This is a genomic window from Xanthovirga aplysinae (genome assembly GCF_009711365.1).
Lineage (GTDB): Bacteria > Bacteroidota > Bacteroidia > Cytophagales > Cyclobacteriaceae > Xanthovirga > Xanthovirga aplysinae.
Map to the genome: position 1 here is coordinate 1 of NZ_SMMB01000201.1, position 667 is coordinate 667.

Genomic DNA, 667 nt, shown 5'->3' on the forward strand with positions numbered 1-667 from the left:
AATCAGCAAAGGTGTTCCAGCGGTCTTCTACAGAATTGTCAGGGTTCATCATAAAGTCCATTAATAAACCTAGTGGCGCTACATCTGAAGGTAGCTTGTTAGCAAAACCTTGGGCAGCTTTACCATGCCAGAACTCCAATAGTTCTTGGGCACCTGTCAGACCACCCATAAATGCTAAATTTTTTAGAATACCTTTCATAATGGGTCCTTTTAAGGCTTTACCAATATTGGACACCAAGTTGCCTAAAGCAGAACTGTCTACCTCTATATCGGTATCAATGTCTGTATCTATATCAATTACGTTATCCACCACGTTATCTACCACGTTGTCTACGACTGTATCGATATCGATGTCGATGTCAACATCTATGTCGACTATAACGAATGGTACATCAATATCCACATCCACATCCACATCCACATCTACATCCACATCCACGTCTGTATCTACGTCTGTATCTACATCAATATCCACATCCACGTCTGTATCTACGTCCACATCCACATTTATCAGATCACCACTAGCTTCTGAAGCACTAATAATATTTTCATCTACCGAATTGGTTGTCTTAGTGACGAAGCTCTTAACAGTGTTTATAATGGCTTGCCCGGCACTTAGTAAGGCAGAAGAGGCAGTTTTTCCAAAGGCAATTACCCCATCAGCCAC

Annotated in this window: 1 protein-coding gene; it reads right to left on the minus strand. The window is 41.4% G+C overall.

Annotation, left to right across the window (positions count from 1 at the left end):
- The coding region (locus tag E1171_RS23250; RefSeq protein ID WP_222931288.1) for a hypothetical protein at positions 1-667 on the minus strand (667 nt) is incomplete at both ends.